Source organism: Streptomyces sp. NPDC091272 (assembly GCF_044757485.1).
Lineage (GTDB): Bacteria > Actinomycetota > Actinomycetes > Streptomycetales > Streptomycetaceae > Streptomyces.
Genome location: NZ_JBIVVC010000002.1, coordinates 543,416 through 568,268, shown reverse-complemented (window position 1 = coordinate 568,268; position 24,853 = coordinate 543,416). Strand labels below are relative to the sequence as shown.

Sequence of the window (24,853 nt, the reverse complement as noted above, 5' to 3'; positions counted from 1 at the left end):
AGGGCCCGGAGGGAGCAGGGCCCGGCGCGGGGCCAGGGCCCGAGCGGGGTCGCCCGGAGCTGTGCAGGGTGGGGAAGGGGGTCAGTCCTTGATTTCGCAGATTAGGGCTCCGGAGGTGACGGAGCCGCCCACCTCCGCCGTGAGCCCCTTCACCGTCCCCGCGCGGTGCGCGTTCAGCGGCTGTTCCATCTTCATGGCTTCCAGGACGACGATGAGGTCACCCTCGTTGACCTCCTGGCCCTCCTCGACCGCGACCTTGACGATCGTGCCCTGCATGGGCGAGGCGAGGCTGTCGCCCGAGGCGGCCGAGCCGGACTTCTTCGCGGCGCGGCGCTTCGGCTTCGCGCCCGCAGCCAGGCCGGTACGGGCGAGCGACATGCCCAGCGAGGACGGCAGGGAGACCTCAAGCCGCTTGCCGCCGACCTCGACGACGATCGTCTCGCGGCCCGACTCGTCCTCGTCGCCCTCCGCGCCCGGCACCGTGAAGGCCGGGATCTCGTTGACGAACTCGGTCTCGATCCACCGGGTGTGGACCGTGAAGGGGTCCGAGGTGAACGCCGGGTCCACCACCACGGCGCGGTGGAAGGGGATGGCGGTGGCCATGCCCTCGACGTTGAACTCCGCCAGCGCACGCGCCGCCCGCTGGAGCGCCTGCTCACGGGTCGCGCCCGTCACGATCAGCTTGGCGAGGAGGGAGTCCCACGCCGGGCCGATGACCGAGCCGGACTCGACGCCCGCGTCCAGCCGGACACCGGGACCGGTCGGCGGGGCGAAGGCCGTGACCGTACCGGGAGCGGGGAGGAAGCCGCGGCCCGGGTCCTCGCCGTTGATACGGAACTCGAAGGAGTGACCACGCGAGGCCGGGTCGTCGTACCCCAGCTCCTCGCCGTCCGCGATGCGGAACATCTCGCGGACCAGGTCGATGCCGGAGACCTCCTCGGTGACCGGGTGCTCGACCTGGAGGCGGGTGTTGACCTCCAGGAAGGAGATCGTGCCGTCCGCGCCGACCAGGAACTCGACGGTGCCCGCGCCGACGTAGCCGGCTTCCTTCAGGATCGCCTTCGACGAGGCGTACAGCTCGGCGTTCTGAGCGTCGCTCAGGAACGGCGCCGGAGCCTCCTCGACCAGCTTCTGGTGCCGGCGCTGCAGGGAGCAGTCACGCGTCGACACGACGACGACGTTGCCGTGGCTGTCGGCCAGGCACTGCGTCTCGACGTGCCGCGGCTTGTCCAGGTAGCGCTCGACGAAGCACTCGCCACGGCCGAAGGCGGCGACCGCCTCGCGGACCGCGGAGTCGTAGAGCTCGGGGACCTCTTCGAGGGTGCGGGCGACCTTGAGGCCACGACCGCCGCCACCGAAGGCGGCCTTGATCGCGATCGGCAGTCCGTGCTCGCGGGCGAACGCGACGACCTCGTCCGAGCCGGAGACCGGGTCGGGGGTGCCCGCGACCAGCGGGGCGCCCGCGCGCTGCGCGATGTGGCGGGCGGCCACCTTGTCGCCGAGGTCGCGGATGGCCTGCGGCGGCGGACCGATCCAGGTCAGCCCCGCGTCCAGCACCGCCTGGGCGAACTCCGCGTTCTCGGAGAGGAATCCGTAGCCCGGGTGGATGGCGTCCGCGCCGGAGTCCTTCGCGGCCTGCAGCACCTTGGCCATGTCCAGGTAACTGGCGGCCGGGGTGTCACCGCCCAGGGCGAACGCCTCGTCGGCCGCGCGGACGTGCAACGCGTCCCGGTCCGGATCGGCGTAGACGGCTACGCTCCCGATCCCGGCGTCCCGACAGGCCCGGGCGACGCGGACAGCGATTTCGCCTCGGTTGGCGATGAGCACCTTGCGCACGATGGCTCCCTCCTTCTGAAACAAGCTGAGTTTAGGGACTGCCTACACGGCCAAACGACCCGTCCCCAATGGTGAGCTTGCCCACACGGAGCGTGATTCGAGGCGTGCTCGAGTCGCGAAATCCCTTGTCGCACCACGGTACGACGGGTTACCTCATCGCACAGTAGCCCCGTGGTGTGGTCAAGGTCTCTGTCCTGGTGGCCAGGGGGACGAGGGGTTTTTTTGTCGGGTCCCCACGAAGGAGCGTGCCGTTCCTTGCCGTACGCGGGGCCCGGCCCGGCGGTTGTGCGGGACCCCTTGTCGTGAGCATTACCGGTTAGTAGCGTGCGCCGTTGACGAGAACCGCAACTCCGGTACGGAAGTGGGTGGGCGCCGTGGCGCGCAGGCCGATAGCAGCGGTGACCGCCGTGGTGCTGTTCGTGGAGGCGGTCGGCGTCGTCTTCGTCAACTACGTGCTGGGCCGCGTCGTGGACGGACAGTCGATGTCGCTCGCGGGTCTCGACCCGGGTGCGATGGCCACCGGCGCCTGGGCACTGGGCGGCGTCGCCGGTCTCTTCCTCGCGGTCTGCGGGGTGTTCCTGCTGATCACCGCGGTCCAGGACCGGGCGCCCGCCCGGCTCGTACGCATCCTGCTGATCGTCTGCGCGGTGCTGCACGGCGTGCTGGGCGCGGCGGCGGTCGGTCTGGTCAGCTGGTGGGCGTTCGCCTGGATGATGGTGGTGCTCGGGCTGCTCGTACTGAGCCTGCTGCTGTACGGGACGCGGGAGCGTCTGCCGCGGGACACCGCGGTGCCCGCGAAGCCGGCGGGTCCGCCGCCGGGCCCGCCGGCCGCCGGAGGGGAGCTCAGGCCCACAGGTCCGTGATCGCCACGTCCAGTTCGGCGAGCAGGTCGCGCAGCAGGGGCAGCGAGAGCCCGATGACGTTGCCGGGGTCGCCCTCGATGCCGCGCACGAAGGGCGCCGAACGGCCGTCGAGGGTGAACGCCCCTGCCACGTGCAGCGGTTCGCCGCTCGCCACGTACGCCGCGATCTCGGTGTCCGAGGGGTGCGCGAAGTGGACGGTCGTCGAGGCGGTCGCGCTCGCACGCCGCCCGTCCGCCGTGTCGATCACACAGTGCCCGGTCCGCAGGACCCCGGACCGCCCGCGCATCGCCTTCCAGCGGGCCGTCGCGTCCTCGGCGTCGTCGGGCTTGCCGAGCGCCTGACCGTCGAGTTCCAGTACCGAGTCGCAGCCGATGACCAGCGCGCCCGCGGTCTCGGGGAGCGCGGCCACCACGTCCGCCTTCGCCGTGGCCAGCACGAGCGCCAGTTCGCCCGGGGTCGGCGCGCTCAGCGCGTCCTCGTCGACCCCGCTGACGATCACCTCGGGCGCGAGCCCGGCCTGCCGCAACAGGCCGAGCCTGGCGGGGGAGGCGGAGCCGAGAACGAGGCGGCGGGCAGGCGCCGGGGCGGGAAGGGCGGGAGAGCTGGCAGTCATACGGGCAGAGTAGCCAGTACCGCCGCCCACCCGCACCCGGGTCAGCGCACCCCCGCCACGAACATCGCCACCACCATCGCCAGCGCCAGCAGCACTCCCGCGCGGCGCATCATGATCTGCACGTCACGCAGGTCCTTGGGGGGCTCGTCCTTCGGGTCGGACCACAACATGACTTCGATAGTGCTGCCGGTGCGGCCATGGCGCCTGAGTACACGTACTCAGGCGCCACCGCACGGAATGACTAATTTCGCTACCGGGCCCTCAGGACGGCCAGTAGGTGCGTCCCCACGCGGTCGGCCCCGGGTGCGGCAGCCGGTCGGCGGCGACCCGGGCCGGGTCGGACCAGGCGGGGCGTGGCGCGGAAGGACCCTCCGCCGCGGTGCCCGAGGCCGCGGCGCGGGCCTGGACCACCGCCAGTGCGGCGGCCAGCTCCTCCGGGGTCGGATTTCCCCGTACCACTCGGATCATGTCGTTCATCGCGTTCATGAGGATCACCAGGTCCCTTCCTAGAGGGGGATGTTGCCGTGCTTCTTCGGCGGCAGGGAGGCCCGCTTGGTACGCAGCTGGCGCAGCCCGCGAACGATGTGGCGGCGGGTCTCGGCCGGCATGATCACCGCGTCGACGTAGCCGCGCTCGGCCGCCACGTACGGGTTGAGGAGGGTGTCCTCGTAGTCCGCGATCAGTTCCGCGCGGGTGGCCTCCTGGTCCTGTGCGGCGGCGATCGTGCGGCGGTGCAGGATGTTGACCGCGCCCTGGGCGCCCATCACGGCGATCTGGGCCGTCGGCCAGGCCAGGTTGAGGTCGGCGCCGAGGTGCTTGGATCCCATCACGTCGTACGCCCCGCCGAACGCCTTGCGGGTGATGACCGTGATCAGCGGGACGGTCGCCTCCGCGTACGCGTAGATGAGCTTGGCGCCGCGCCGGATGATCCCGCCGTACTCCTGGTCGACGCCCGGCAGGAAGCCGGGGACGTCCACGAAGGTGAGGACGGGCACGTTGAAGGCGTCGCAGGTGCGGACGAACCGCGCGGCCTTCTCGCTCGCGTCGATGTCGAGGCAGCCCGCGAACTGCATGGGCTGGTTGGCCACGATGCCGACCGGGTGGCCCTCGACGCGGCCGAAACCGGTGAGGATGTTCGGCGCGAACAGCGCCTGGGTCTCCAGGAACTCACCGTCGTCCAGGACGTGCTCGATCGCCGTGTGCATGTCGTACGGCTGGTTGGCGCTGTCCGGGATGAGGGTGTCCAGCTCCCGGTCCTCGTCGCCGGTCTCCAGGTCCGCCTCCTCGGGGAAGGCGGGCGGCTCGCTGAGGTTGTTCGAAGGCAGGTAGGACAGCAGCGACTTGACGTACTCGATGGCGTCCTTCTCGTCGCCCGCCATGTGGTGCGCGACACCGGAGGTGGTGTTGTGCGTGCGCGCGCCGCCGAGCTCCTCGAAGCCGACGTCCTCGCCCGTCACCGTCTTGATGACGTCGGGACCCGTGATGAACATGTGCGAGGTCCGGTCCACCATCACGGTGAAGTCGGTGATGGCGGGCGAGTAGACGGCGCCGCCCGCGCACGGCCCGACGATCAGCGAGATCTGCGGGACCACGCCCGACGCGTGCACGTTCCGCCGGAAGATCTCCGCGAACAGGCCGAGCGCGACCACACCCTCCTGGATGCGGGCGCCACCGCCGTCGTTGATGCCGATGACCGGACAGCCGGTCTTCAGCGCGAAGTCCATGACCTTGACGATCTTCTCGCCGTACACCTCGCCGAGGGAGCCGCCGAAGATGGTGAAGTCCTGCGAGTACACGCAGACGGGGCGGCCGTCGACGGTGCCGTAGCCGGTGACGACGCCGTCGCCGTAGGGGCGGTTCTTCTCGATGCCGAAGTTCGTCGAGCGGTGCCTGGCGAACTCGTCCAGCTCCACGAAGGAGCCTTCGTCCATGAGGAGTTCGATCCGCTCGCGCGCCGTCAGCTTGCCCTTGGCGTGCTGCTTCTCGACCGCGCGCTCGGAACCCGCGTGGGTGGCTTCCTCGATGCGGCGCTGCAAATCGGCGATCTTGCCGGACGTCGTACGGATGTCAATTGCTGCGGGCTCTGCGGATTCTGCGGACACGGGGCTGCGGCTCCCTGCTTCGACTGCGTCAACGGCACGCACGGTGTCAACGGCGACAGTACGGACGGCTACTGGTCCGTAGCGTAACGGCGGGACCGCCGGGCGGCAGTGCGTCGTTTGCCACACCTACGCTGGCTTGCATGACGCCTCCCGATGCTCCAGACAGTCCCTCCGGCAGCCGCTGGAACAACCTCGACCGGCCACCGCTCAACGTCGCGGGACTGCGCCGCGCGCTGGTCCGCGAGGGCGGGCTGTGGAAGTCGCTCGACGTCGTCGACGCCACCGGCTCGACCAACAGCGACCTCGCCGGACGGGCGGACTCCGCGCCGGAGGGCACGGTGCTCGTCGCCGAGGAGCAGACGCAGGGCCGCGGCCGCCTGGACCGGCGCTGGTCGGCGCCCGCCCGCTCGGGGCTGTTCTTCTCCGTGCTCCTCAAGCCGGGCGACGCCGTCCCGGTGGAGCGCTGGGGCTGGCTCCCCCTGCTGACCGGCGTCGCGGTCGCGACCGCGCTGTCCAAGGCGGCCGGGGTCGACACCGCCCTCAAGTGGCCCAACGACCTGCTGCTCACCGTCGAAGGCGAGGAACGCAAGGCGGGCGGCATCCTGGCCGAGCGGGTGCCCGACGGCGTCGTGGTCGGCGTCGGCCTCAACGTCTCCCTGCGCGCCGACGAGCTCCCCGTCCCGACGGCCGGCTCGCTCGCCCTCGCGGGCGCGACCACCCTCGACCGGGACCCGCTGCTGCGGGCCGTCCTGCGTTCCGTCGAGGAGTGGTACGAGGACTGGCGCGGGGCCGCGGGCGACCCGGCGGGCAGCAGGCTCCAGGCGGCCTACGCGGCGGGCTGCTCGACGCTGGGCCGCACGGTCAGGGCCGAGCTCCCGGGCGGCCACGTCCTGACCGGCGAGGCGGTCGCCGTCGACGGGGACGGCCGCCTGGTCATCGGCACGGCGGACGGCGTGCAGCAGCCGGTGGGCGCGGGCGACATCGTCCACCTGCGCCCGGCGGGCTGAGCCGGCCGGGCGCGGGACGGCGCCGCCGGGAGGCTCCCTGGCTCCGGACGGCGCCGTTCGGAGGGTGAGGGCGGGTGCCTGCCGCGCCGGGAATGTGCCGTCCGATCCGGAAAGCGCTGTCCACCCGTTCCCCCACGGGCCCGGGAGGGCCGCCCGAGGCTGGGTGGAGGGCCGGGCGGGGGATCGTGGTGATGTGTCCCCCGGGACAGGGAGTGAGCCAGCGCACATCTGCCGTATCGTTGGGGCGACCCGCGGCACGCGGTCCGTGACGGGCGGACCGCGCAGGACGCGCGAGAAGACCGACAGGGCGGCAGGGCAGTGCGCAGGGAACGGGCAGGAGGCGGCACGTGACCGTCGACGACACCACGTCCGACGGGGACTCGGACCCCCGCCCCTCTACTCCGGCGACGCCGGAGACCCCCAAGAGCCCGCACCAGGCCCCGGCCGCCCCCGTTTTCCACGAGGTCGACCACACCGCCGAACCCTCCGACGACCCGCTCGCCATCCGCCTGGAGCAGCTGATCCTCGGCGCCGAGCGCCGCTACACCGCCTTCCAGGCGGCCCGTACGGCCGGTGTGTCGATGGACCTCGCCTCCCGCTTCTGGCGCGCCATGGGCTTCCCCGACATCGGCCAGGCCAAGGCCCTCACCGAGGCCGACGTCCTCGCCCTGCGCCGGCTCGCGGGCCTGGTCGAGGCGGGTCTGCTCAGCGAGCCGATGGCGGTCCAGGTCGCCCGGTCCACCGGGCAGACCACCGCCCGGCTGGCGGAATGGCAGATCGACAGTTTCCTGGAGGGACTCACCGAGCCCCCCGAGCCGGGGATGACGCGCACCGAGGTGACGTACCCCCTCGTCGAGCTGCTGCTGCCCGAGCTGGAGGAGTTCCTCGTCTACGTGTGGCGGCGCCAGCTCGCGGCGGCGACCGGCCGCGTCGTCCAGGCGGCCGACGACGACGAGATGGTCGACCGCCGGCTCGCCGTCGGCTTCGCGGACCTGGTCGGCTTCACCCGCCTCACCCGCCGGCTGGAGGAGGAGGAGCTCGGCGAACTGGTGGAGGCCTTCGAGACCACCTGCGCCGACCTGGTCGCCGCGCACGGCGGCAGGCTCATCAAGACCCTCGGCGACGAGGTCCTCTACTGCGCCGACGACGCCGGTACGGCCGCCGAGATCGCGCTGCGCCTCATCGAGACCCTCTCGCACGACCAGACGATGCCCGCCCTGCGCGTCGGCATCGCCTTCGGCACCGTCACGACCCGGATGGGCGACGTCTTCGGCACGACGGTGAACCTGGCCAGCCGGCTCACCTCGATAGCTCCCAAGGACACCGTCCTGGTCGACGGGGCGCTCGCCGAAGAGCTGTCCCGTACCGGCGACGCCCCGGTCTCCGAGGCGGAGGCGGCGGCCGAGGCGGAACAGGCGGCGAAGGAGGGCACCCAGGCCCCCACCTACCGCTTCGGCCTCCAGCCGATGTGGCAGCGCCCGGTGCGCGGCCTCGGCATAGTGGAACCCTGGATGCTGGGCCGCCGCACAAAGCCCGACTCCGCCTGAGTCCTGCCCGGGTCCCGCCCGGGTCCGGCCCGGGGCCCGGTTGGACCCTGCACGAGCCCTGCGCTGCCCCCGCGCCCCTTCCCGCCCCCTTGACCTCCTGCCTAGGATCCTTCCGGAAACGATCGTTAACCGGGAGGGTGCAGCCGTGGCAGACATGGACGAGCAGCGGTACGGGGAATTCGTGGCGGTACGGCGCCACGGCGAGAGCGGTCACGTCGCCGAGTTGGTCCTGGACCGCCCCAAGGCGATGAACGCGGTGTCGCTGTCGATGGCCGCCTCCATCGAGGCGGCCTGCGCGGCCCTCGCCGCCGACGCCGGCGTCCGTACGACCGTCCTCACCTCGTCGAACGAGCGCGCCTTCTGCGTCGGCGCCGACCTCAAGGAGCGCAACTCCTTCACCGACGCCGACATGGTGCGCCAGCGGCCTGCCTCCCGGGCGGCGTACACCGGCGTCCTCGACCTTCCGATGCCGGCGGTCGCCGCCGTCCACGGCTTCGCACTCGGTGGCGGTTACGAGCTGGCTCTGGCCTGCGACGTGATCGTCGCCGACGCGACGGCCGTGGTCGGCCTGCCCGAGGTCTCCGTGGGCGTCATTCCGGGCGGCGGCGGCACCCAGCTGCTGCCCCGCCGGGTGGGGGCGGCGCGGGCGGCCGAGCTGGTCTTCACGGCCCGCCGGGTGGAGGCCGCGGAGGCCGCCGAGCTGGGCCTGGTGGACGTACTGGCGGCGGACGCCAGGCAGGACGCCCTCGCGCTGGCGGCCCGGATCGCCGCCAACTCCCCGGTCGGCCTGCGCGCCGCGAAGAAGGCACTGCGCCTGGGGCAGGGACTGGACCTGCGGGCCGGGCTGGAGGTGGAGGACGCGGCCTGGCGGGCGGTGGCCTTCTCCGGGGACCGGGCCGAGGGCGTCGCCGCGTTCAACGAGAAGCGCAAACCGCAGTGGCCCGGCGAGTGAGGTCGGGCACCGGTGAGTGAGGGCGGGCACCTGCGGGTGAGGGCCGGGCACCTGCCGGTGAGGCCGGTCACCTGCGGGTGAGGGCCGGGCACCTGCCGGTGAGGCCGGTCACCTGCGGGTGAGGCCCGGGGGCCTGCGGGCGAAACTTCGTACGAAACCTGCCTAACCTGTACGAATGGGTGAGGACGTACGAGTGCGGGCCGTGGTCGCGCTGGCACAGGCGATGGCGGCCGCGCCCGATCCGCGCGGGACCTGGCGGGCGGCGGCGCTGGGCGCGCGGGACGCGCTCGGCGGCAGCTTCGCCGCGCTCTCGGTGTGGGAGCGGGAGGCGGGCCGGCTGCGCGTCCTCGTCAACGAGGGCGACCGGGTGCCGGGCGAGGCCCAGTTCCCGGACGACGAGTCCTATCCCGTCCACCAGTTCCCCGAGATCACCGAGTTCCTGCACGAGAGGTGGGCCGGCGGCGGCGAACCGGACGCCTGGGTGGAGACGGCCGAAGGGCCGGCGTCGCCCCGTCCGGGCTACTGCCACCAGAGGGTCGCCGCACTGCGCCGCCGGGGCCGTGGCTGCTGCGTGGTCGCGCCGATCGTGCTGCACGGCAGGGCCTGGGGCGAGCTGTACGTGGCCAGGGCGCAGGGGCAGCCGGTCTTCGATCGGGCGGACGCCGACTTCGCGACGGTACTGGCCTCCGTCGTCGCCGCCGGGATCGTCCAGACCGAGCGCCTCGAAGAGGCCCGCGCCCTCGCCTTCACCGATCCGCTCACCGGCCTCGCGAACCGCCGCCTGGTCGACATACGCCTCGACGAGGCGCTGGAGGCGCACCGGGTGTCGGAGGCGGTCGTCAGCCTGGTCGTCTGTGACGTGAACGGCCTCAAGCAGGTCAACGACACCCACGGCCACGCCACCGGCGACCGCCTCCTGGAACGCTTCGGCTGCGTCCTCTCGCGCTGCGGCGCCATACTGCCCGGGACATTGGCCGCCCGCCTCGGCGGCGACGAGTTCTGCCTGCTGTCGGTGGGCCCCACGGCGGACGAGGTGGTCCGTGCCGCCGACGAACTCTGCGCGCGCGCCGCGGAGTTGGAGTACGGGGCCGGGGTTGCCTGCGGGGTCGCCTCCACCGGCGACCCGATCGGCGAGATCACCTCGGCCCGCCGCCTGTTCCGCCTGGCGGACGCGGCCCAGTACCGGGCGAAAGCAGCCCGCGCCAACAAACCGGTCGTCGCCGGCCGCGACGAAGAGGTCCTCCCGCTGGCGGAGTCCCCACACAACCTTCCGCCCCGAACGGGCGACCGCAGGAGATTCAGGGGGGCGGGGTAGGGGGGAGTCGCCCGGTCGAGGCCTCGCCAGGGAAGTCGCCTCGGGAGCTCACGTCAGGGGCAGTTGCCCGGCGCCAGGTCTCGTCAGAGAAGTCGCCCCCGCCGTGCCCCGCGACGCCCCTTCCCGGGGCCTGGCGGGGGCAGGGCGGCGACCCGCCCGCCCCGGGATGCGGTGGGGGTGACCCGCCCGCCCGGAGCCCGTCCCAGGGCCGTCCGTGGCCTCGGCGGCGTACCCCCAAACCCCCTCCGGCCTGGGCTTCCACCCGCTCCCTCGGTAAAATTTCCCGTACGCGAAAGACCACTTGGGGGCTTGATGGATCACGCGACTGGGGGCTTGATGGATCACGCGACGCACCAGGGAAGTCCGCCCGCGCGACACGGTGGTGAGCCGCGTTCCGTGGCGACCTTCGACGACGTGCTGACGCTGCTGGACGGCCTGTTCGGGGCGGCTGGTGACCGTTGGACCGAGGGAGCGGGGGACTGGTGGGACGGCTTCTACGCGGACCGCGGCAAGTCCGTTCCCTTCTTCGCCGCGAAGCCCGACGAGAACCTGGTGTCCTGGCTCGACAGCGGACTGGTCCCGTCGGGCGGCCGGGCCCTCGACCTCGGCTGCGGCCCCGGCCGCAACGCCCTTCACCTGGCCGCCGCCGGCTTCGACGTGGACGCCGTGGACCTCTCTCCCGCGGCGATCGGCTGGGCGGCGGAGCGGGCCCGCGAAGCCGGTCCGCGGATCGCCTCCCGGGTCCGGTTCCACTGCGCCGACGCGTTCGCACCCGGCGCGGCGCAACTGGAGGGCCCGTACGACCTGATCAACGACTCGGGCTGCTTCCACCACCTGCCGCCGCACCGCCGCGTCAGCCATCTCGCGCTGCTCGACCGCCTGTTGGCCCCCGGCGGCCACTTCACGCTCACCTGTTTCGCGGCGGGTGAGGGCGGGTCGGGATGCGAACTCCCGGACGCGGAGCTGTACGGCGCCGCCCGCCCGCAGCTGCACGGCGGCCTCGCCTACACCCCGCAGGCGCTCCGGCGCATCTTCGAAACGCTCCCCGGGCTCGCCGTACGCGAACTCCGCCGCATGACCGACGAGCCCGCCGACTCCCCGCACTTCGGCGAGCCCTTCCTGTGGGCCGCGCTGTTCCGCCGGGAGCAGCGCGGCTGAGGCAGGGGACCTGCTCGTCCCTGAGGGACGGGCAGGGGCGAGGGGGCGGGCCCGGTTCAGTCCCCGGAGACCGGGACCACCGCGAGCGCGTCGATCTCGACCCGGAACGCCGGGTCGACCAGGCCGGCCACCCGCACCAGCGAGCACGCCGGCGGGCGCACCGCATCCTGGTGTTCGTCCCTGACCCTGCGGAAGGCCGGCAGATCGTCCAGGTCGGTCAGGTACACGGTCAGCTTGACGACGTGTTCGAGGCCCGAGCCCGCGGCTTTCAGCGCCGCCGCCAGGTTCGCGTAGACCTGCCGTACCTGGGCCTCGGCGTCCGCCTCGCCCACCAGCCGGCCCTCGCGGTCCAACGGCACCTGCCCGGAGACGGCGACCATCTCGCCGGTGAACGAGACGGCGAGGCTGTAGCCCTTGACGGGCGGGGCCCCCTCCGGGCGTACGAAGTGCTGCACTGGCTCTTCCCTTCGGTGATCGGGATCCGGCGAGGCGAACCTACCCGCTGCCGCGCGCGGGGACCGCCCGAAGATCAACGGGGATCGAACGGGGGTCGCGCGGATTCGGTAAGGGGCCCGCCGCCGCTTCACTAGTGACAGGCAGACATTCAAAACGTAGGCTCCTGAATATGGATATGCACACCCTGGTAACGCCCGCCAACCCCGCCACCGTCGTGCTCAGCACCTCCGGGACCACCGTCGAAGACGTCATCGCGGTGGCCCGGGGCAACGCCCGGATCGAGCTGTCGGCCGACGCCGTCGCGGCGCTCGCCGCGTCCCGCGAGATCGTGGACGCGCTGGCCGCCAAGCCCGAGCCGGTGTACGGGGTGTCGACCGGGTTCGGCGCCCTGGCGAGCCGGCACATCAGCCACGAGCAGCGGGCGCAGCTCCAGCGCAACATCGTGCGCTCGCACGCGGCGGGCATGGGGCCGCGGGTCGAGCGTGAGGTCGTGCGGGCGCTGATGTTCCTGCGGCTGAAGACCGTCGCGTCCGGGCACACCGGCGTACGTCCGCAGGTCGCGCAGACCATGGCGGACGTGCTGAACGCCGGCATCACCCCGGTGGTCCACGAGTACGGCTCGCTGGGGTGCTCGGGTGACCTCGCGCCGCTCTCGCACTGCGCGCTGACGCTGATGGGGGAGGGGGACGCGGAGGGCCCGGACGGAGTCGTCCGTCCGGCGGGCGAGCTGCTCGCCGCGCACGGCATCGCCCCCGTCGAGCTGAAGGAGAAGGAGGGCCTCGCCCTGCTCAACGGCACCGACGGGATGCTCGGCATGCTGATCATGGCGATCGCCGACCTCCAGCGGTTGTACACCTCGGCCGACATCACCGCCGCGCTCACCCTGGAGGCGCTGCTGGGCACCGAGAAGGTGCTCGCGCCCGAGCTGCACGTGATCCGTCCGCACCCCGGGCAGGGCGCCTCGGCCGACAACATGCTGCGGGTGCTGGAGGGTTCAGGGCTGACCGGCAGGCACTCGGGGATCGCGGGGGACGCGCCGCGCGTCCAGGACGCGTACTCGGTGCGGTGCGCGCCGCAGGTCGCGGGGGCGGGCCGGGACACCATCTCGTACGCGATCACCGTCGCGGAGCGCGAGCTGGCCGCCGCCGTCGACAACCCGGTGGTACTGCCGGACGGCCGGGTGGAGTCCAACGGGAACTTCCACGGCGCACCGGTCGCCTACGTCCTGGACTTCCTCGCCATCGCCGCCGCCGACCTCGGTTCGATCGCCGAGCGGCGCACCGACCGGCTGCTCGACAAGAACCGCAGCCACGGGCTGCCCGCCTTCCTCGCGGACGACGCAGGCGTGGACTCGGGCCTGATGATCGCCCAGTACACGCAGGCCGCCCTGGTCAGCGAGATGAAGCGGCTCGCGAACCCGGCCTCCGTCGACTCCATCCCGTCCTCCGCGATGCAGGAGGACCACGTCTCCATGGGCTGGTCGGCGGCGCGCAAGCTGCGTACCACCATCGACAACCTGACGCGGATCGTGGCGGTGGAGCTGTACGCGGCCACCCGCGGCATCGAGCTGCGGCACGGGCTGACCCCGGCGCCCGCCTCGCAGGCGGCCATCACCGCGGTACGGGCCGCGGGCGTGCAGGGGCCCGGCCCCGACCGGTTCCTGGCCCCCGACCTGGCCGCCGCGGACGCGTTCGTGCGCAGCGGCGCACTCGTCGCGGCCGTCGAGCCGGTCACCGGGAAGCTGGCCTAGCGGCAGCCCGCCCCGGCGCGATCAGTGGGGCGCGGCGGGGCGGCCGGCCGGTTCAGGCCGGCGCCGGGCCGTCCGCGCCCTTGCGCCGTACCGAGTACGTCACGAAGCCCGCACCGATCCCCAGGAACGCCGTGCCGCCGATGACGTACGGGGTGGTGTCGACGCTGCCGGTGTCGGCGAGCGCGAGGCTCGCGTCCGGTGACCCGGCCGCGGCCTCGGCGGGGTCGGAGACCTGGGTCGTACGGGCGAGCCCGGTGGTGTCGGGCCCGGTGGTGTCGGCGGTCCCGGAAACCTGCTGGGCCTGGGCCCCGCCGGTCGTCCGGCCCGTCCGCTCCGGAGCCTCCACTGTCGCGTTGGCAGACGGTACGAACCACAGTGCGGCCAGCAGGCCGCCTGCGGCGGTGGCGGTCAGCAGCGGTCGGAGTGCTGCCACGGTATCGATCCCCCTTGAGGCACTCGCGAATTGGTCGTGCGCGCCGATGTTAATGAAAGCAGCGGGCCCAGGGAAAGGGATGTGGGGGTGGAACTCTGCGTTCCGCCCCCTGAAACGGTGCGGAAACGGACTTCCCTCCCTCGCGGAACCTCACGTTCCCATGCATGACCCCGCCCGAGCAGGGGCAAAAGGGGCGGCGTAGCGTCAGAAGCGAACAGGTGTCGAGTGACCCCGTCCGCGAGTGGCGTTGCCCACACTTTCCGCGAAGTTGGAACGGAGGCGCCGGTTCGAGGGTTGTTACTGCATTGACGGGGATGTGCTGCCCGGTGCGACCCGGGCAAGCCCCGGCGGGGCCGGGAAGAACGCGTGGGAAGCGGCAACGATGGAGAAGCGTGTGATCACGAACAGCAAGCGGCGCAAAGGCCTGACAGCCGCTTCCGTGCTGCTCGGCGGCGTACTGGTCCTCTCGGGCTGCAGTGACGACGCCAAGAGCGACGGCGGCGGCACCGGTGCTGCCGACGGTTCGAAGAAGTCGCAGGAGCAGTCCGACGCGGCAGCCGCCAAGGACACCTCCAAGGCCCGAATAGAGATCACTCCCAAGGCCGGTGCCACCAACGTCGGGATCAACAACGACGCCAAGGTCACCGTCGCCGACGGCAAGCTGACCGAGGTCAAGCTCACCGACGCGGCCGGCGAGGAGGTCAAGGGCACCATCTCCGCCGACGGCAGGAGCTGGCAGCCCGACGGCCGCCTGGAGCGCGCCACCGTCTACAAGATCAGCGCCACCGCCCAGGACGCGGAGAAGCGCAGCGCCCACGAGAACCGCTCCTTCACCACCGTCTCCCCGAAGAACAGCTTCATCGGCAACTTCACGCCCGAGGACGGCTCCACGGTCGGCGTCGGAATGCCGGTCTCGCTCCGCTTCGACAAGGCGATCACCAACAAGAAGGCCGTCCAGGACGGCATCACCGTCACCTCCAGCAGCGGCCAGGAGGTGGTCGGGCACTGGTTCGACTCGCAGCGCCTCGACTTCCGCCCCCAGGAGTACTGGAAGGGCAACTCCACCGTCACCATGAAGCTGGCGCTGGACGGCGTCGAGGGTGCGGACGGCGTGACGGGCGTCCAGGACAAGACGGTCAAGTTCACCGTGGGCCGCAACCAGGTCTCCACGGTCGACGCCAAGACGAAGCAGATGACCGTCACCCAGGACGGCAAGGTGATCAAGACGATCCCGATCTCCGCCGGTTCGCCCGACAACCCCACGTACAACGGCAAGATGGTGATCTCCGAGAAGTTCAAGGAGACCCGCATGGACGGCTCGACCGTCGGCTTCACGGACGACGACGGCAAGGGCGAGTACGACATCAAGGACGTCCCGCACGCCATGCGGCTGTCCACGTCGGGCACCTTCATCCACGGCAACTACTGGGGCAAGGGCATCTTCGGCAGCGCCAACACCAGCCACGGCTGCGTGGGCCTGTCGGACGCCAAGGGCGCCAACGACCCGAACACGCCCGGCGCGTGGTTCTTCAACAACTCGATGGTCGGCGACGTCGTCGTCGTGAAGAACTCCCCGGACAAGACCATCAAGCCGGACAACGGCCTCAACGGCTGGAACCTGGACTGGTCGCAGTGGACGGCGGGCTCGGAGGCCTGACGGCCCCGGACGGTACGGACAAGGGCGGGCGCCACCCGGCAGGGGTGGCGCCCGCCCTCCTTCGTGCCCTCAAGTCGATTGCCTCTTACGGGAGATGAGCACCTCCAGCCCGTCCAGGACGCGATCCACCCCGAACACGAACAGGCTGTCCAGGTCCAGTTCGAAGTCGTCCCGCACGAAGTACGTACCCAGTAGCGGAAAGCTGCCCGACGCCTGCACCTCCTCCGTGCGTGCCTCCTGCATGGCCATCCACTCCGTCGAGCTCATCCCGGTGTCCTGCCGGGCCCGCTTCTCCAGTTCCAGGGTTCCGGCCAGGCCCTGGACGTGCGCGAAGAGGGTGAGGTGGGCGTGCATCGCCTCGTGTGCGGTGAGTCCCTGGCCGCTCAGCGAGTGCAACACCCACTCGGTGTAGCGCATCGCGTGCGGGGCCGCCTGCGGGCGGGTGAGCGCGGCCATGGCCTGCGCCATCCACGGGTGCCGGCCGTACATCCGCCACAACCACCGTGCCGCGTGCGCGAGTCGGGGCCGCCAGCCGTGCAGCCCGGGTGCGTCGAGCGGCTGCTCCGCGAAGGCGACCTCCGACATGAGGTGGACGAGGTCGGCCTTGCCGGGAACGTGCCGGTACAGGGCCATCGTCGAGGTGCCGAGCTCGGTGGCGACCCGGCGCATGGTGAGAGCGGCGAGGCCCTCCGCGTCGGCGAGGACCACGGCGGTGCGCACGACGCGCTCCCGGGTGAGGCCGCCCGGAACGCGCACGTCGGGACGGCCCGGCGCGGACGGGGCGGCGACGACCGTGCCGACGCCGGGCACCGCGCGGACCAGCCCCTCCTGGGCGAGGGCGGTGAGGGCCTTGCTCGCGGTGGCCATGGCGACGCCCCACTCCCGAGTGATCTGCCGGGTCGAGGGCACGCGGTCGCCCGGGGACAGGTCGCCGGAGGCGATCCGGCGGCGTAGGGCGTCGGCGATGCGGGCGGAGGGCGTCTCACGGGTCACGGCGACAGCGTACTAGTGCACCTCGCTAGTGCACTCGCTGATGCGCCTGCGGGCAAGGCGCCCTACTGCAAGGTGCACTAGATCGCTGATTGCCGGGCCCAAGGGGCGGTGTTTACCTCGTACGCAGCGTCCTCGCGTACGACGTACAGACACCCTATGCCCCCCCTGGAGCCCGCAGTGACCACCACCGCACCCTCGTCGGCCCCGGCCCCCCTCGCGGGCCGCCGCGAATGGACCGCCCTCGGCGTCCTGATGCTGCCCCTCCTCCTCGTCTCCATGGACGTCTCCGTCCTCTACTTCGCGATTCCCTTCATCGGCCGCGACCTGGCCCCGACCGCCACCGAGCAGCTCTGGATCCTGGACGTGTACGGCTTCGTGCTCGCCGGGCTCCTCATCACCATGGGCGCACTCGGCGACCGCGTCGGGCGGCGCAAGCTGCTCCTGAGCGGTGCGGCGGCGTTCGGTGCGGCGTCGGTGGTCGCCGCGTACGCCACGACGCCCGAAATGCTCGTCGCCGCACGGGCGTTGCTCGGCATCGGTGGCGCGACCCTGATGCCCTCCACGCTCGCCCTGATCCGCAACCTCTTCCGCGACGCGGGCCAGCGCGCCAAGGCCGTCACGCTGTGGACGGCGGTCATGACGGCCGGAATCTCCCTCGGCCCGGTCCTCAGCGGGGTGCTCCTGGAGCATTTCTGGTGGGGCTCGGTCTTCCTGATCAACCTCCCCGCGATGCTCCTTCTGCTGGTCCTGGCCCCCTTCTTCCTCCCGGAGTTCAAGGCGCCGACGGCCGGACGCTTCGACGTGCTGAGCGCGGTGCTCTCGCTCGCCGCCGTCCTCCCCGTCGTTCAAGGGGTCAAGCAACTCGCCAAAGAGGGGCCCGAGTTGACCGCAGTCCTGGCAGTCGTCGCAGGCCTGCTGTTCGGCGCGCTCTTCGTCCGCCGCCAGCGCACGCTCGCCGACCCGATGATCGATCTCACGCTGATCCGCCGCCGGATGTTCGGCGGCGCGGTCATGGCGAACGTCGTCGCGATGTTCGCCACCGTCGGTTTCGCGGTCTTCTTCACGCAGTACCTCCAGTCCGTGCGCGGCATGCACCCACTGGAGTCGGCCCTCTGGAGCCTCGTGCCCTCCGCGGCCGTCCTCGTCCTCGCCCCTGCGGGGGCCGCACTGGCCTCCCGTGCCGACCGCGCGTACGTCATGACCGGCGGGTTCGCCCTCGCGGCGGGCGGTTTCCTCTGGCTGACCCAGGTACGGGTGGACTCACCGCTCTGGTACGTCCTGACCGGCTGCGCACTGTACGCGGGAGGCATCGTCGTCGTGATGACCCTCGCCAACGAGATGGCCCTCGGCGCGGCCCCGCCGGAGCAGGCCGGCTCGGCGGCGGCGGTTGCCGAGTCGGGCACGGAGTTCGGCGGCGCGCTCGGCATGGCGGTCCTGGGCAGCATCGGAGCGGCCGTCTACCTCCGGGGCATGACCGGCGTGGAACCTTCCCAGGCGCGGGAGACGCTGGGCGGCGCACTCGCCACCGCGCAGCAACTCCCGTCCGCACAGGCACACCCACTTCTCGCCACGGCTCGCGACGCCTTCACGGACGGGCTGAACTGGGCGGCCGGAGGAGCAGCCGTGGTCATGCTGGCCGCAGCGCTACTGGTCGCCACCCTGCTGCACGACCGCAGGCCCCCCGCACCGTCCACCGGCGGGAAGCCGGCGTCGGCGCGGGGATGAGGGGCAGGGAGCGGACGGGCTTGGGCGAGGGCTGCGGGAACGGCCGCACCGTGCCTTGGACCGTCCGCCGAAGGCCCCTGCCCCCTGGGCCAGGTGGGGCAGCCCCGTCAGCGCTCCGCGGACCGCCGCCGGCGTGTGGCCACGAGCAGCGCCGTGCCTGCGGCGAGCGCGACGGCGGTGCCGCCGGCCGCCCACGGCAGAGCGGAACCGGCTCCGGTCGAGGCGAGGGGGGCACCGTCGGCGGCGGGGGCGGGCGCGTTCCCGTCGGTCACCGGCTTGCCGCCCCGGTCGGCGGTGGCGGTACCGGGGCCGGCCGAGTCCTTGCCCGGCCCGGTGGAGGTAGCGGTCGCGGACCCTGACTGGTCCTTCGCGCCGTCCGTGCCGTCACCGCTCCCGGCGCCCTGGTCGGCTTCGGTGTCCTTGTCGGTGTCCTTGGAGGGGCCGGGCCCAGGCTTGTCCTGGCCGCCGGAGTCGGCGCCGTTCCCCCCGCCCCCGCTCCCGTTGCCGCCCTCGCCCTTGCCGTTGTCCTTGTCGCCCGCGGCGTCGGCCTCGTCCCTCTTGCGGGCGTCGTACTGGCCCTTGTCGAGGAAGGCCCGGACCTCCTCGGGTGTGCCCTCCAGAGCCTTCTTGCCGGCCTCCCGCACATGCGGGCCGCCGTCGTTGACGATCTTGCTGACGAGTACCCGGTTGTCCATGTCACGGGCCTCGTACTGGCCCTTGTCGAGGAAGGCCTGGACGTCCTCGGGCGTGCCCTTGAGAGCCTTCTTGCCGGCCTCCCGCACACCCGGGCCGCCTTCGCTGACGATCCTGCCGACGAGCACCCGGTTGTCGGTGGCGCGGGCCTCGTACTGGCCCACCTCAAGGAACTCGCGCATGGCGGCCGGGCCGTCGTCGATGGCCTTGCTGCCGGCCTCCTTGATCCCCCACCCGGCGTCCTTAGCCGCCATCAGCCGCAGAATCTCGGCCCGGTCGTCCTCCTCCTGCTGCGCGGGCGCCTTCGCCCCGGCTCCCGGTACGGAGACGGCGGGCGCCCTGACCTCGGCGGCGAACGCCGGAGAGGCGAGCAGAACGGCCGGCGCGATGGCCGCCGATACGACGAGCGTCGATACGCGTGTGAACTTCACGTGCTTCCCCCACTTGCTGAAAAAGCTGAAATAGCTGGTCACATGCTATGTCGGCCTTCACGCCCCCTTTACATGGGCCCACATCGGCGGGGGCGGGCCGGACCCGCCGGCGCCATGCGAAGACCCCGGCACACCGGTGCCGGGGTCTGGTGCGTTCGCGTCGGCCGTCAGCTCTCCGCGGGGGCGATGCCCGTCGGGCAGGACCGGCCCCAGTTGGTCTCGGAGGGGGCGCTCAGGGTGACGCCCGTGCCGCCGATGCCGCAGTAGCCGTCCGGGTTCTTGTCGAGGTACTGCTGGTGGTACGGCTCCGCGGGCCAGAACGGGTTGTCGACGGCGGGCAGGATCTCCGTCGTGATCTTCCCGAAGTTGGAGCGCGTCAGCACCTCCTGGTACGCGTCGCGCGACGCCTCCGCCTCGGCCAGGCGCTCCGGGGAGTGCGCGTAGATCGCCGAGCGGTACTGGGTACCCACGTCATTGCCCTGGCGGAAGCCCTGGGTGGGGTTGTGGGACTCCCAGAACAGCTTGAGCAGGGTGGGGTAGGAGACGACCGTGGGGTCGAAGACGACCCGGACGACCTCCGTATGACCCGTGAGGCCGGAACAGACCTCCTCGTAGGCGGGGTTGGGGGTCGTACCGCCCTGGTAGCCGGCCAGCGTCGTCCAGACGCCCTCGGTCTGCCAGAACTTCCGCTCGGCGCCCCAGAAGCAGCCGAGACCGAAGTCCGCGACCTCCAGGTGCGAGGGGTAGGGGCCGGAGAGGGGGTTGCCGAGGACCGTGTGCCGGGACGGGACCTCGAATTCCGGGGTCACGCGGCCCTTCAGGGCCTGCTCGGGGGTCGGGAGCTGCGGCGTACGGCCGAAGAGCATGGTTCCTCCAGGGACAACTGGTAAGTCGTCCGTACAACAGAGCGGGGGCGGCGGGGATTCCCGCGGCGGGGATTGCCGCGTCGGGGATTGCCCACCACCCCCGCCCCGGGTCGCGAGCCCTCCCGCCCCCGGTCGCGAGCCCGCGCCCCCGCCACGGGTCAGCCGCGCAGCGTCGCCGGGTTTCCGCCGTTCGCCTCGTACCCGGCCACCGCGAGGTTGCGGTGCAGCGTGTAGTCGGCGGCCGGGTCCGGGTCGAGGGTCCAGGGGAGGGCGCCCACGTAGCCGTCCACCGCCGCGATCTGCTTGACCGCCTCGGCCCAGCGCTCCGAACGGACCAGGAAGAGGATCAGGAGATGGCGTACGTGCGCGAGCATCGGGTCGTCGGGGCGGGCGGCGTGCACCGCGAAGAGCGCGCCCTCGACCGCCCGGGAGACCACGGCGCTCCGGTAGAAGTCGTTGACCAGGATCACGTCGGGCAGATGGTCGTGGACCGCGAAGAGCGGCAGGGCGGCCAGCAGGGAGCCCCGGGGGGCGCGGGAGGCGGCGTGGGTCGCGAAGGTGTCCGCCTCGGCGCGCGAGCCGTGCCACTTCTCCGAGAGGTAGTGCAGGGCGACCAGGTGCGCCCCCATGTGCGTCGGTGCGCGGTCGATCACTTTCGCCCAGAGCTGGTCGAATTCGGCCCGGGGATAGCCAAGACCGCGCGCGATGGAGAGTTCGACGATGTACGGGACGGGGTCGCCGGGAGCGAGGAGCGCGGCCTGCCCGCAGAGCTCCTTCGCCTCCTCCAGGATGATCCGGAAGTCGTCCTTGCCCGCCGCCGACGAGCGCCAGGCCTGCTGCACCAAGAACTCTGCGTGAACTTCCGCGCCACCCGCGTCCTTGGGCGCCTCTGACCGCCAGTCGCGCAGCCAGCGGCCGCCCTCGCCGGGGCGCCGGGCCAGTTCCAGCGAGGCCGCGCCCGCGAACGACTGCACGCGCTGCCAGCGGACCTCGCCCTCCTTTGCCGTACCGGCGAGGAGCTGGGACGCGGCCCGCCAGTCCTGGGTGCGCTGGACGACGTCGAGCACGTCCAGGAGGTCCTGGTCGGGGCCGGGCAGCCGTACGTCCAGGACTTCCTGCCGTACGAAGCCGTAGTCCTCCGGGTCGGCGGCGTCGGGCGAACCGGGCGCCGCCAGCCGGATGCCGCCGCGCCTGCGCAGCAGAAACGGACCGAGGGCGGCGCCCAGCATGAGCGCCGCGATCAGGAACCAGAGAATCTCCATACGCCCATTGTCCCGGACCGGCGGATGTCCCGGAGCGGCCCGGCGCGGGCCGGGCCTGCCGCCGTTCCGGGCCGGCCGGGCGCGCGGTCCACCCGCCGTCTTCGAGCCGCCGGCAGGCCCGGCGGTCCGACCGGCAGGACCGGCCGTTGTCCCGGAGACCGGACTCGGCACACCGCTCGGAGAACTACCCTCGGCCCCATGACTGATGAGCAGAGCCGTGACGCCCGCGCCTTCGAGACCCTCGCCATCCACGCGGGCAACACCCCCGACCCCCTGACCGGCGCCGTCGTGCCGCCGATCTACCAGGTGTCGACGTACAAGCAGGACGGGGTGGGCGGGCTGCGCGGCGGCTACGAGTACAGCCGCAGCGCCAACCCGACCCGCACCGCCCTGGAGGAGAACCTGGCGGCCCTGGAGGGCGGCCGGCGCGGTCTCGCCTTCGCGTCCGGGCTCGCGGCCGAGGACTGCCTGCTGCGGACGCTGCTGTCGCCGGGCGACCACGTGGTGATCCCCAACGACGCGTACGGCGGCACCTTCCGGCTGTTCGCGAAGGTCGTCTCGCGGTGGGGCGTGGAGTGGTCGGTCGCCGACACCTCCGACCCGGCCGCGGTACGGGCCGCGCTCACGCCCCGTACCAAGGTGGTGTGGGTGGAGACGCCGTCCAACCCGCTGCTCGGCATCACGGACATCGCCGCCGTCGCGGAGATCGCCCGCTCGGCGGGGGCCAGGCTCGTCGTCGACAACACCTTCGCCAGCCCCTACCTCCAGCAGCCGATCGCGCTCGGGGCGGACGTCGTCGTGCACTCGACGACCAAGTACATGGGCGGGCACTCGGACGTGGTGGGCGGTGCGCTCGTCACCAACGACGCGGGGATCGCCGAGGAGTTGGCGTTCCACCAGAACGCCATGGGCGCCGTCGCCGGGCCCTTCGACGCGTGGCTCGTGCTGCGCGGCGTCAAGACCCTCGCCGTCCGGATGGACCGGCACAGCGAGAACGCGACGCGGATCGCCGACATGCTGACCGCACACCCCAAGGTGTCCCAGGTGCTCTACCCGGGGCTGCCCGAGCACGCGGGCCACGAGGTCGCGGCCAAGCAGATGAAGGCGTTCGGCGGGATGGTGTCCTTCCGGGTGAAGGGCGGCGAGGAGGCCGCGGTCGAGGTCTGCAACCGGACCCGGCTCTTCACGCTGGGGGAGTCCCTGGGCGGCGTCGAGTCGCTGGTCGAGCACCCGGGCCGGATGACGCACGCCTCGGTGGCCGGCTCCGCGCTGGAGGTGCCCGCCGACCTGGTCCGGCTGTCCGTCGGCATCGAGTCGGGCGACGACCTGCTCGCCGACCTCAAGCAGGCACTGGGCTAGGAACCCGTCCGCCGGTGGGCGGGGCCGCGCCCCGGCCGGTCCGGCCGCTGCCGGTGCGGGCGTAAGAATCCGCCCGGCGATGGGCGAACTCTTACGCCCGCACCGGTGGGCGGACCTGCGCCTGGCCGGGTCAGGCGGACCTGCGCCTGGCCGGGTCGCTGTCCTGTACGGGCGTCTGAATGCGTCCTACGGCGGGACCGCGGCCGACCGGTCAGGGCCGCTGCCGGCGCAGGCGTCAGAAGCCGTCCACCGGCGGGGTGCTGTCCGCCGGTGGGAGCAGCCACGGCTGGGCGACCGACGCCCACACCAGGAACGCGATCGTGGCCGCCACCGCGACCGCCCACAGCAGCCGTCGCAGCGCCTGGCGGCGGCGCAGGCCGCGTGCCCCGCGTTCGGTGGCCCGTACCAGCAGATCCGCCGGTACGGGCGGGTGCGGGGCCCGCTCCAGGATCTGCCGGACCTCGTCCTCCTTCTGCCGGCGCGGGCTCACGGCGCGGCCACCGCCCGCCCACGCGTGGCGCGTGGCCGCGGCTCCCGTACGCCCTCGTACACCTGCGCGTACACCTCGGCGACGGCGCGCGCGCAGAGGGCCCGCACCCGCTGCACCGGCAGCCCGACCTGGGCGGCGGTCTGCTCCTCGGGTACGCCCTCGTACAGCCGCAGCACCACGATCAGCCGCTCCTGCGGGGTCAGTGGTGCCAGCACGCCGCCACCGGCGCGGGGCGGTGGACGCCGCTGCCACCTGCGGGGCAGCCGGAGCGCACGAGGGACGTGGTACCGGTGGTGCCAGGCGGTACGTGCGAACCGCGCGGCGAGTTCCTGCCGGGTGCGGTCGTACGGATCCTCGCCGCGCAGCGACTCCCAGCGCGCGTACGTGCCGGCGAGTGCGGCGGTGAGGAGCCGCTGGGCGCGCGGGTTGGCGTCCGGCGGCTCGGCGCTGAGCAGGGTGGCGGTGTGCAGCAGCCGGCCTGCCGCACCGGCCACGAAGACCTCGAACTCCCCGCCGCGCCGCCGCTGTTGGGATGCCTCCCGCTCGCGCACCGTGCCTCCTGTCCCGCGCCCTGTCCTCATATGAGGACAGCGCGGGGGTCAGGTCAAGGGTTCGGCGGGGCGGAGCCGTCCGGCGGACTCAGCCGGCGGGCGGCACGTCGCCCGTGACCGCCACCTGGCGGGCCGAGAGGGCGCCGTTGAAGCGGGTCAGCAGGGTCGTGAACGCCTCGCGCTCGTCCTCGCTCCAGCCGTCCGTCACCTGCGCCATCAACTCGCGCCGCGAGGACCGCACCTCGTCGAGGCGGGCGTGGCCGCGCGGGGAGAGCTGGAGCACGACCGCGCGACCGTCCTCGGGGTGCGAGGTGCGCTTGACCAGGCCGGAGTCGACGAGCGGTGCGACCTGGCGGGTCACCGTCGAGGAGTCGATGCCCATGCCGGCCGCGAGGGCCTTGACGCCCATCGGGCCTTCCTGGTCCAGCCGGTTGAGCAGCAGATAGGCCGCGCGGTCCATGGAATTGCGGACCTGGCCGACGCCGCCGAGGCGGGTCTGCTCCGCTCGCCTTGCGAAGACGGCCACCTGGTGCTGAAGGGCATCGAGGAGACCGGCGGCGGGGTCGGTCGTCATGTCCTGGGTAGGGGGCATGGCTCGGGCTCTCTTCGTGCGGTGGTCGGTTGGTGGGCCAAGGGTACGCGGACCCCGGCACACACGTACCGGCGCTGCGCAAACCTGTGGACAACGTAAGGAGTGCGCACGCCTGGGAGGCATACCGGGCGGGGGCCGGGCCCGTGGACCGCACCTCCCGCCCGCCGGGGTCGGAAGGTGCACCGCCCCGGCCACCCGCGCT

Annotated in this window: 24 protein-coding genes; 10 read left to right on the top strand and 14 right to left on the bottom strand. The window is 72.5% G+C overall.

Translation table 11 applies throughout. The annotated features are described in order from the left end of the window. Positions 1-81 precede the first annotated feature (81 nt). Positions 82-1,836: an acetyl/propionyl/methylcrotonyl-CoA carboxylase subunit alpha gene (locus ACIQM4_RS07340; protein ID WP_401587254.1), complete on the bottom strand. Its 1,755-nt coding sequence runs from the start codon at positions 1,834-1,836 to the stop codon at positions 82-84. A 332-nt stretch (positions 1,837-2,168) separates the two neighbouring features. Here ACIQM4_RS07340 and ACIQM4_RS07335 point away from each other — a divergent pair, with 332 nt between their 5' ends. After that, on the top strand, positions 2,169-2,699 hold the full coding sequence (locus tag ACIQM4_RS07335) for a hypothetical protein (protein WP_401587252.1): 531 nt from the start codon (positions 2,169-2,171) through the stop codon (positions 2,697-2,699). On the opposite strand, the gene ACIQM4_RS07330 is transcribed toward ACIQM4_RS07335, so the two are convergent. From ACIQM4_RS07330 to ACIQM4_RS07315, 4 genes are all read right to left on the bottom strand, one after another. Continuing rightward, positions 2,680-3,312 (bottom strand): Maf family protein, encoded by a 633-nt coding sequence (locus ACIQM4_RS07330; protein ID WP_401587250.1) that lies wholly within the window; start codon positions 3,310-3,312, stop codon positions 2,680-2,682. The two genes, ACIQM4_RS07335 and ACIQM4_RS07330, sit on opposite strands and share 20 nt — an antisense overlap. Before the next feature lie 41 nt (positions 3,313-3,353). Continuing rightward, positions 3,354-3,482, bottom strand: a complete 129-nt coding sequence (gene mmpB / locus ACIQM4_RS07325; RefSeq protein WP_401587247.1) for a morphogenic membrane protein MmpB — start codon at positions 3,480-3,482, stop codon at positions 3,354-3,356. Between the two features lie 91 nt (positions 3,483-3,573). After that, entirely contained in the window at positions 3,574-3,780 is a 207-nt protein-coding gene (locus ACIQM4_RS07320; protein ID WP_401588193.1) for an acyl-CoA carboxylase epsilon subunit, read from the bottom strand. Positions 3,781-3,818: 38 nt separating this feature from the next. Further along, on the bottom strand, positions 3,819-5,414 hold the full coding sequence (locus tag ACIQM4_RS07315; protein ID WP_401587244.1) for an acyl-CoA carboxylase subunit beta: 1,596 nt from the start codon (positions 5,412-5,414) through the stop codon (positions 3,819-3,821). Between the two features lie 140 nt (positions 5,415-5,554). On the opposite strand from ACIQM4_RS07315, the gene ACIQM4_RS07310 reads away from it, so the two are divergent. From ACIQM4_RS07310 to ACIQM4_RS07290, 5 genes are all read left to right on the top strand, one after another. Beyond that, positions 5,555-6,421, top strand: a complete 867-nt coding sequence (locus ACIQM4_RS07310) for a biotin--[acetyl-CoA-carboxylase] ligase (RefSeq protein ID WP_401587241.1) — start codon at positions 5,555-5,557, stop codon at positions 6,419-6,421. A gap of 347 nt (positions 6,422-6,768) precedes the next feature. Beyond that, positions 6,769-7,968 (top strand): adenylate/guanylate cyclase domain-containing protein, encoded by a 1,200-nt coding sequence (locus ACIQM4_RS07305; RefSeq protein WP_401587238.1) that lies wholly within the window; start codon positions 6,769-6,771, stop codon positions 7,966-7,968. Positions 7,969-8,122: 154 nt separating this feature from the next. Continuing rightward, positions 8,123-8,920 (top strand): enoyl-CoA hydratase-related protein, encoded by a 798-nt coding sequence (locus ACIQM4_RS07300; RefSeq protein WP_401588190.1) that lies wholly within the window; start codon positions 8,123-8,125, stop codon positions 8,918-8,920. 175 nt (positions 8,921-9,095) lie between these two features. Beyond that, positions 9,096-10,235 (top strand): diguanylate cyclase domain-containing protein, encoded by a 1,140-nt coding sequence (locus tag ACIQM4_RS07295; RefSeq protein WP_401587235.1) that lies wholly within the window; start codon positions 9,096-9,098, stop codon positions 10,233-10,235. Positions 10,236-10,571: 336 nt separating this feature from the next. Beyond that, positions 10,572-11,393, top strand: a complete 822-nt coding sequence (locus ACIQM4_RS07290) for a class I SAM-dependent methyltransferase (protein WP_401587232.1) — start codon at positions 10,572-10,574, stop codon at positions 11,391-11,393. A 56-nt stretch (positions 11,394-11,449) separates the two neighbouring features. On the opposite strand, the gene ACIQM4_RS07285 is transcribed toward ACIQM4_RS07290, so the two are convergent. Continuing rightward, positions 11,450-11,848 carry a RidA family protein gene (locus ACIQM4_RS07285; RefSeq protein ID WP_401587229.1) on the bottom strand — a complete coding sequence of 133 codons (399 nt, stop codon included), beginning with the start codon at positions 11,846-11,848 and terminating at the stop codon, positions 11,450-11,452. Positions 11,849-12,024: 176 nt separating this feature from the next. Here ACIQM4_RS07285 and hutH point away from each other — a divergent pair, with 176 nt between their 5' ends. Further along, complete coding sequence (hutH, locus tag ACIQM4_RS07280) at positions 12,025-13,599, top strand: histidine ammonia-lyase (protein WP_401588187.1); 1,575 nt, start codon at positions 12,025-12,027, stop codon at positions 13,597-13,599. A 52-nt stretch (positions 13,600-13,651) separates the two neighbouring features. Here the strand turns inward: hutH and ACIQM4_RS07275 are convergent, their stop codons facing one another. Next, positions 13,652-14,032 (bottom strand): cell wall protein, encoded by a 381-nt coding sequence (locus ACIQM4_RS07275; RefSeq protein WP_401587227.1) that lies wholly within the window; start codon positions 14,030-14,032, stop codon positions 13,652-13,654. Positions 14,033-14,414: 382 nt separating this feature from the next. Between ACIQM4_RS07275 and ACIQM4_RS07270 the strand changes: the two genes are divergently transcribed. Then, on the top strand, positions 14,415-15,689 hold the full coding sequence (locus ACIQM4_RS07270) for an Ig-like domain-containing protein (protein WP_401587224.1): 1,275 nt from the start codon (positions 14,415-14,417) through the stop codon (positions 15,687-15,689). 69 nt (positions 15,690-15,758) lie between these two features. On the opposite strand, the gene ACIQM4_RS07265 is transcribed toward ACIQM4_RS07270, so the two are convergent. After that, positions 15,759-16,682 (bottom strand): TetR/AcrR family transcriptional regulator C-terminal domain-containing protein, encoded by a 924-nt coding sequence (locus tag ACIQM4_RS07265; RefSeq protein ID WP_401587222.1) that lies wholly within the window; start codon positions 16,680-16,682, stop codon positions 15,759-15,761. Positions 16,683-16,838: 156 nt separating this feature from the next. Between ACIQM4_RS07265 and ACIQM4_RS07260 the strand changes: the two genes are divergently transcribed. Beyond that, entirely contained in the window at positions 16,839-18,407 is a 1,569-nt protein-coding gene (locus ACIQM4_RS07260) for an MFS transporter (RefSeq protein WP_401587219.1), read from the top strand. A 107-nt stretch (positions 18,408-18,514) separates the two neighbouring features. Here ACIQM4_RS07260 and ACIQM4_RS07255 read toward each other — a convergent pair whose 3' ends face one another. The 3 genes from ACIQM4_RS07255 to ACIQM4_RS07245 form a co-directional block, all read right to left on the bottom strand. Continuing rightward, entirely contained in the window at positions 18,515-19,531 is a 1,017-nt protein-coding gene (locus ACIQM4_RS07255) for a hypothetical protein (RefSeq protein WP_401587216.1), read from the bottom strand. 167 nt (positions 19,532-19,698) lie between these two features. Continuing rightward, a complete protein-coding gene (gene msrA / locus ACIQM4_RS07250; RefSeq protein ID WP_401587214.1) occupies positions 19,699-20,397 on the bottom strand; it encodes a peptide-methionine (S)-S-oxide reductase MsrA in 699 nt (232 codons plus the stop codon). 158 nt (positions 20,398-20,555) lie between these two features. Next, complete coding sequence (locus ACIQM4_RS07245) at positions 20,556-21,659, bottom strand: hypothetical protein (protein ID WP_401587211.1); 1,104 nt, start codon at positions 21,657-21,659, stop codon at positions 20,556-20,558. Positions 21,660-21,857: 198 nt separating this feature from the next. Here ACIQM4_RS07245 and ACIQM4_RS07240 point away from each other — a divergent pair, with 198 nt between their 5' ends. Beyond that, positions 21,858-23,018 carry a cystathionine gamma-synthase gene (locus ACIQM4_RS07240; protein ID WP_401587209.1) on the top strand — a complete coding sequence of 387 codons (1,161 nt, stop codon included), beginning with the start codon at positions 21,858-21,860 and terminating at the stop codon, positions 23,016-23,018. 235 nt (positions 23,019-23,253) lie between these two features. Here ACIQM4_RS07240 and ACIQM4_RS07235 read toward each other — a convergent pair whose 3' ends face one another. The 3 genes from ACIQM4_RS07235 to ACIQM4_RS07225 all read right to left on the bottom strand — a co-directional run bounded on the left by ACIQM4_RS07235 (position 23,254) and on the right by ACIQM4_RS07225 (position 24,651). After that, the gene (locus ACIQM4_RS07235) at positions 23,254-23,508 is read right to left on the bottom strand and encodes a hypothetical protein (RefSeq protein WP_401587207.1); all 255 of its coding nucleotides are present in this window, start codon (positions 23,506-23,508) and stop codon (positions 23,254-23,256) included. Continuing rightward, positions 23,505-24,059: a sigma factor-like helix-turn-helix DNA-binding protein gene (locus tag ACIQM4_RS07230; RefSeq protein WP_401587205.1), complete on the bottom strand. Its 555-nt coding sequence runs from the start codon at positions 24,057-24,059 to the stop codon at positions 23,505-23,507. Before ACIQM4_RS07230 ends, ACIQM4_RS07235 begins: the two co-directional genes overlap by 4 nt. An 88-nt stretch (positions 24,060-24,147) precedes the next feature. After that, positions 24,148-24,651, bottom strand: coding sequence for a MarR family winged helix-turn-helix transcriptional regulator (locus tag ACIQM4_RS07225; protein ID WP_401587202.1), 504 nt, complete (start codon positions 24,649-24,651; stop codon positions 24,148-24,150). Between the last annotated feature and the right edge of the window lie 202 nt (positions 24,652-24,853).

Excerpts from the sequence above, each read along its gene's own strand:
- ACIQM4_RS07330 (WP_401587250.1), bottom strand. The coding sequence starts at position 3,312 with ATGACTGCCAGCTCTCCCGCCCTTCCCGCCCCGGCGCCTGCCCGCCGC.
- mmpB (WP_401587247.1), bottom strand. The coding sequence starts at position 3,482 with ATGTTGTGGTCCGACCCGAAGGACGAGCCCCCCAAGGACCTGCGTGAC.
- ACIQM4_RS07320 (WP_401588193.1), bottom strand. The coding sequence starts at position 3,780 with ATGATCCGAGTGGTACGGGGAAATCCGACCCCGGAGGAGCTGGCCGCC.
- ACIQM4_RS07310 (WP_401587241.1), top strand. The coding sequence starts at position 5,555 with ATGACGCCTCCCGATGCTCCAGACAGTCCCTCCGGCAGCCGCTGGAAC.
- ACIQM4_RS07300 (WP_401588190.1), top strand. The coding sequence starts at position 8,123 with ATGGACGAGCAGCGGTACGGGGAATTCGTGGCGGTACGGCGCCACGGC.
- ACIQM4_RS07295 (WP_401587235.1), top strand. The coding sequence starts at position 9,096 with ATGGGTGAGGACGTACGAGTGCGGGCCGTGGTCGCGCTGGCACAGGCG.
- ACIQM4_RS07290 (WP_401587232.1), top strand. The coding sequence starts at position 10,572 with ATGGATCACGCGACGCACCAGGGAAGTCCGCCCGCGCGACACGGTGGT.
- hutH (WP_401588187.1), top strand. The coding sequence starts at position 12,025 with ATGCACACCCTGGTAACGCCCGCCAACCCCGCCACCGTCGTGCTCAGC.
- ACIQM4_RS07270 (WP_401587224.1), top strand. The coding sequence starts at position 14,415 with ATGGAGAAGCGTGTGATCACGAACAGCAAGCGGCGCAAAGGCCTGACA.
- ACIQM4_RS07260 (WP_401587219.1), top strand. The coding sequence starts at position 16,839 with ATGCCCCCCCTGGAGCCCGCAGTGACCACCACCGCACCCTCGTCGGCC.
- msrA (WP_401587214.1), bottom strand. The coding sequence starts at position 20,397 with ATGCTCTTCGGCCGTACGCCGCAGCTCCCGACCCCCGAGCAGGCCCTG.
- ACIQM4_RS07245 (WP_401587211.1), bottom strand. The coding sequence starts at position 21,659 with ATGGAGATTCTCTGGTTCCTGATCGCGGCGCTCATGCTGGGCGCCGCC.
- ACIQM4_RS07240 (WP_401587209.1), top strand. The coding sequence starts at position 21,858 with ATGACTGATGAGCAGAGCCGTGACGCCCGCGCCTTCGAGACCCTCGCC.
- ACIQM4_RS07225 (WP_401587202.1), bottom strand. The coding sequence starts at position 24,651 with ATGCCCCCTACCCAGGACATGACGACCGACCCCGCCGCCGGTCTCCTC.